This is a genomic window from Pseudescherichia sp. AS216, assembly GCF_037152055.1.
GTDB lineage: Bacteria > Pseudomonadota > Gammaproteobacteria > Enterobacterales > Enterobacteriaceae > Pseudescherichia.
Window position 1 is genome coordinate 1 of sequence record NZ_JBBCMV010000056.1, and the last position, 223, is coordinate 223.

1 protein-coding gene is annotated in these 223 nt (G+C 68.6%); it reads left to right on the plus strand.

The genetic code is table 11. The features are described 5' to 3' along the window. The coding region (locus WFN61_RS20885; RefSeq protein ID WP_337039160.1) for a hypothetical protein at positions 1-223 on the plus strand (223 nt) is incomplete at both ends.

Consider the following 223-nt stretch of genomic DNA (forward strand, 5'->3'; position numbering starts at 1 on the left):
GCGATGAGTACGGCAACGCCCTGGAAACGGAGTGGGATGCACAGGGCCGCCTGGTCAGTCTCCATGACGAACCCCGGGCCATCGACGTCACGCTGCACTATGAGGATGAGCGCTTCCCGCAGCGGGTCACCGCCGCCACCCACTCCGGCGGGGATAAAACGTGGCCGCTGATGCGCTGGCGCTACGACGCGCGCGGACAGCTGGCTGCTGCCACCGACGCCGC